Source organism: Mesorhizobium sp. M7A.F.Ca.CA.004.12.1.1, assembly GCF_003997835.1.
GTDB lineage: Bacteria > Pseudomonadota > Alphaproteobacteria > Rhizobiales > Rhizobiaceae > Mesorhizobium.
Genome location: NZ_RZRK01000506.1, coordinates 1 through 4,576 on the forward strand (window position 1 = coordinate 1; position 4,576 = coordinate 4,576).

A 4,576-nucleotide genomic window follows, 5' to 3' on the forward strand; every position below is an offset into this window, starting at 1 on the left:
CTTCAGGCCTTCTTCAATCGTCGGGATTTCCGTGACGGGCGTGACGCCGGACCGCGCCCGCTCGACATATTCCCTCAGGTCGAAGCCGCCCTCATAGCGGTCGGGCAGCGTGCCCGGCGGCTGCGGGAAGATCTTTGGGCCGTCGACCGAGACGAGATCGGGCAAAGACGGGTCGGCATTGGCGCGCAAAAAGTCGTCCCAGCCCCAGATGCAGAGATCCCAGAGTTCGCGCTCGGCGAACTCTTGGGGCATCAGCCCGCGCTCGACCATGGTGCGCGCGCCGGGGCGGTCGCGCTCATAGTTGGAAACGACGGGAAAATCGACCTCGACCACCTCGGCGCCAAGCCGCGCGAGATCGGCCGCTGCCTGTTGCCAAAGGGCAAGCACCGAGGCGCGGGTTTCGATCGGCGCATCGGCCTCGCTGTCGCGGCCGATATACATTCTGGGCACGCCGAGCCGCTTGCCTTTCAACGACCCCGCCAGTGCGAGGTCGGTATAGCGGGGCGGCCGCACGTCGGAGCTTTTCGGCAGCTTGACCCAGGGCTGCGCGCGCCAGAAATCGCCTCGCGTCTCGGGATCGTCGGCGACGATCACATCGAGCAGTTCGAGCATGTCGGGCATTGTCCGCGCGTGCGGCACCACGACATCCATGGTCGGCACAAGGGGCCAGTTGCCGCGCACCGAAATGACGCCGCGCGACGGGGTGTAGGCGACCAGTGCATTGTTGGTGGCCGGCGCGCGGCCGGACGACCAGGTTTCTTCGCCAAGCCCGAAGGCGCAGAAGCTGGCCGCCGTCGCCGTGCCGGAGCCATTGGACGAGCCCGACGCGAAGGCGGCGGTCAGATAGTCGCCATTGTAGGGGCTCTCGGCGCGACCGTAGACGCCGCGCTGCATGCCGCCATTGGCCATTGGCGGCATGTTGGTCAGCCCGATCAGCACGGCGCCGCCGGCGCGCAGCCGGGCAATGGTGAAGGCGTCCTCATTGGCGATGAGATGCTCGAAGGCGGGCGAACCGGCGGCCACCGTCAGGCCTGACACCTTGTAGCTGTCCTTGGCGGTGTAGGGGATGCCGTCGAGCGGTCCGAGCACGGCGCCATTGCTTCGGCGCCGGTCGGAGGCTGCCGCCTCCTTAAACATGTCAGGGTTGAGCACTGGGACGGCGTTGAGGCTGATGCCGTGGCGGTCGAAATGCCCGATGCGCCTGAGATAAGCCCCGACCAGTTCGACGCTGGTGACGGTGCCGTCATCAAGCGCGCGGCGCAGTTGGTCGATCGTCGCTTCGACGAGATGAAGGCTGGCATCGGTCATCACAGGTTCCACATTTCCACGCACCATGGATGAGCGAGGCAGCTGGCTTCGGCAAGAGCCTATCGCGGTCTTCTCCGGAACTTTTGTCCGGCTGGCGGTTTTGGATGTATGGTGTGATTCCGGAATGGCCAGGAGGGTATTGGCATGACCACCAAATGCGTTGCGATCCTAGCTCTCGCTGTCGCCATGGGCTCAAGCGCTTGCGCCCCGGCTTTCGCTGGCGACCGGCACCACGACCGCCGGGTCCAATCCGAACGCTACGTTCCCGCCGAAGGCGATCTCATCGACATCCTGTTCGGCGGCCCGCGCTACTACGATCAGCAGTTGGTGACGACGGCCGCCGGCGCGTGCTCCTATCATCGCGTCGGACCCGACGCGAATGCGGTGAACAAGATCAACGACCATCACTGTGGGAAGTAGGCGGCAGGCGGCGCCTCAGCGCCCGCCACTTTCTTTCATCCGCTCGATGATCTCGGCCATCAGCGCGAGGTCGCGGCGTGAATCGGCGAGGTCGGTCAGAGGCTTTGTGCCTTCGGTGATGTGGCGGTGGAAAATCTCGAGTTCATTCGAGAAAGCATCGCCGTAGAGAGGCCCGAAGGTTTTCGTCACCGGGCCGAGCGGGCCGGCATCGGTGACCTCCAGCCGCGTCGGCAGGCTTCGGATGTAGGGCGTGTCGTAGAGAATGCGCACACGCCTGGTGTTCGAGCGCACCTCGATCATGGCGTCGAACAGGCCGAGATCGTCGACCACCGCGTCGTAGAGACAAGCGAAATGGCCGTAGTCGAAGGTGACTGATGTGTTGGCGCCGCCATTGGTGCGGTGCGCGGCCAGCACGCGCGCCGGCTCGCCGATCAGCCCGCGCATCGCCGAAATGTGATGCGAGGAAAGCGCCGTCAGGCCGCGATAGGCGCGCACCAGATCGGTCGGCGCGTCGGCGCCGACCACCTCGCGGATCAGCGCGTCGCGTTCGCTTGCGCCACGCGCCAGCAGGGTAGGGTCTATGTCGTTGGGATAGAGGACGTTCTGGCTCTTCTTGAGAAAGTGCCGGCCTTCCGAGATCAGGTCGAAGATTCGGACATGGGTGATGTCGGCGTATGCCGGCAGTTCGTCCTTGGCCGCCAGATAGGCCGGCGCGTAGCGGCGCATATAGCCGACGAACAGGGTCTTGTCGTAGCCCGGCATCAGCGCCAGCAGATCGTCGATTTCGCGCACCGTCAGGCAGGCGGGCTTTTCCAGCAGGATATGCTTGTTGGCAGCAATCGCCGCCCGCACGAAGCGGCTGTGGGTGTCGTCGGATGACAGCACGAACACCGCGTCGATGTCGGGCGAACTAATCAGCGCCTCGGCCGTGTCGAAGGCCTTTGCCGTCGCAAATTCGGAGGTGACGAGTGACACCAGGCTGGGCGACACGTCGTACACGCCCGCGACCACCCAGCGGTCGCGCTGATCGCCCAGCACAGGCAGATGGATCGACTGCGCGACCTCTCCAAGACCTATCAGTCCGACACGAATTGGTGCCACAGGCGAACTCCCTTTGATTTTAAGTCTGATGCTGCAGGACTATGCCGCGCCGGTGACCAGCGCGACGAGCTCGTTTCCGGACGTTTCGGAAGCGCGCACGGTCGCCGCCATCTTTCCCGCCCGCATCACCCAGATCTGGTCGGACAGGCGGCGGACCTGATCGAAATTGTGGCTGACCAGGATGACTGAGACCGACTGCTCGCGCAGACGCCGGATCAGAGCCTCGACATTGGCGGTCTCCTGCACGCCGAGTGCTGCCGTCGGTTCGTCCATCACCACCAGCTTGGCGCCGGAGCCGACAGCGCGGCAGATCGAGATCGCCTGCCGCTGGCCGCCCGACAAGCGCCGCACACGCTGGTTGATCGACGGCACGTTGATCGACAGGCGCGACAGCATGGAACGGGCCTCGCGCTTCATCGCCTTGCGATCGAGGAAAGCGAACGGCCCGATGCGACGCACGATCTCGCGGTTGAGGAACAGGTTCTGCGCGACCGTCAGTTCGTCGATCAGCGCCAGGTTCTGGTGCACGGTCTCGATGCCGGCCTTGCGTGCCTCGTCGGGGTTGGCGAAGGGCCGCGCCCGGCCGTCGAAGAACAAATTGCCGGTGTCCGGCTGATGCACGCCGACCAGGCTGCGGATCAGCGTCGACTTGCCGGCGCCATTGTCGCCGATGACGGCGGTGACCTCGCCGCGACGGGCCTGGAAGGCGACGTCGGTGAAGGCGCGGATGCCGCCGAAATGCTTGCTCAGTCCTTCGCAGGCGATGATCGCCTCAGCGGCGGGGATGTGATGGAGCGCGCTCATTTCTGATATCGCATGATCAGGGCCGCCAGCACCACGATGGCGCCCACGGCAAGCGGTTGGTAGAAGGCTGAGACGTTGAGCAAGGTCAGGCCGTTGACGAGTGCTGTGAGCATCAGCGCGCCGATCGCCGGTCCCAGAATGCTGGCGCGGCCGCCGAACAGGCTGACGCCGCCCAGCACCACCGCCGCCACCGAATTGAGCAGCAGGCTGGTGTTGATCTGCGGTTCGGCCGAGCCGATGCGGGCGACCAGAAGAATGGCCGCGATGCCGGCGCAGAGACCGGAAATCGTGTAGGCGGCGATCTTGACCCGGTTGGTACGGATGCCGAGCGCGCCGGCGCTTTCCGCCTGGCCGCCGGTCGCCAGCAAATGCACGCCGAAGCGCGTGTGGTAGAGCGCGATATGGGCGACGATGACGGCTGCGATCGCCACCCAGACCGGATAACCGAACGGTCCGAACGAGCCCGAGGCGAGCCTGAGCAGGAAGGTCGAGCCGACCATGGTCGGTTCACCGCCCGACAGGATAAGGCCAAGGCCGGTGATGCCCGACAGCGTGCCGAGCGTCACCACGAAGTCGGGGATCTTGCCTGCGGTGATGATCAGCCCGTTGAGGAAGCCGACCGCGCTGGTGGCGAGAACCGCGAGCACGCAGGCGACAAAGATGCCGTAGCCGGCGGCGTTGACGAGGCCGAGGATGATGGCGCCGAGCATGACGGCTGCCGCTAGCGACAGGTCGATGCCCGAGGTGGCGATGACGAAGGTCTGGCCGATCGACAGCACGACCAGGATCGCAGCCGCCAGCAGCAGCGCCTGCAGATTGGCGACGCTGAGAAAGACCGGCTGGGCGATGCCGAAGACGATGACGAGGCCGACCAGGCCGACGACGGATGCCCAGTCGGCCCAGAAGGAGGGATCGAGGAGGAGAGCCGCCAGGGAGGGGCGGC

At 65.6% G+C, this 4,576-nt stretch carries 5 protein-coding genes; 1 reads left to right on the forward strand and 4 read right to left on the reverse strand.

The genetic code is table 11. The features are described 5' to 3' along the window. On the reverse strand, positions 1 to 1,308 hold a 1,308-nt coding region (locus tag EN984_RS23675), incomplete at its 3' end, for an amidase (protein ID WP_127383982.1). Between the two features lie 144 nt (positions 1,309 to 1,452). Between EN984_RS23675 and EN984_RS23680 the strand changes: the two genes are divergently transcribed. Beyond that, complete coding sequence (locus EN984_RS23680) at positions 1,453 to 1,728, forward strand: hypothetical protein (RefSeq protein ID WP_127269574.1); 276 nt, start codon at positions 1,453 to 1,455, stop codon at positions 1,726 to 1,728. A 15-nt stretch (positions 1,729 to 1,743) separates the two neighbouring features. Here EN984_RS23680 and EN984_RS23685 read toward each other — a convergent pair whose 3' ends face one another. The 3 genes from EN984_RS23685 to EN984_RS23695 all read right to left on the reverse strand — a co-directional run. Next, positions 1,744 to 2,829: a Gfo/Idh/MocA family oxidoreductase gene (locus tag EN984_RS23685; RefSeq protein ID WP_127269573.1), complete on the reverse strand. Its 1,086-nt coding sequence runs from the start codon at positions 2,827 to 2,829 to the stop codon at positions 1,744 to 1,746. A 39-nt stretch (positions 2,830 to 2,868) separates the two neighbouring features. Continuing rightward, positions 2,869 to 3,633 carry an ATP-binding cassette domain-containing protein gene (locus tag EN984_RS23690; protein WP_127269572.1) on the reverse strand — a complete coding sequence of 255 codons (765 nt, stop codon included), beginning with the start codon at positions 3,631 to 3,633 and terminating at the stop codon, positions 2,869 to 2,871. Further along, a partial coding sequence (locus EN984_RS23695) for an ABC transporter permease (RefSeq protein WP_164765601.1) occupies positions 3,630 to 4,576 on the reverse strand: 947 nt, incomplete at its 5' end. The genes EN984_RS23695 and EN984_RS23690, both read right to left, overlap by 4 nt.

Bases quoted from the DNA above. Each gene is read 5' to 3' on its own strand.
- EN984_RS23680 (WP_127269574.1), top strand. From the start codon at position 1,453: ATGACCACCAAATGCGTTGCGATCCTAGCTCTCGCTGTCGCCATGGGC.
- EN984_RS23690 (WP_127269572.1), bottom strand. From the start codon at position 3,633: ATGAGCGCGCTCCATCACATCCCCGCCGCTGAGGCGATCATCGCCTGC.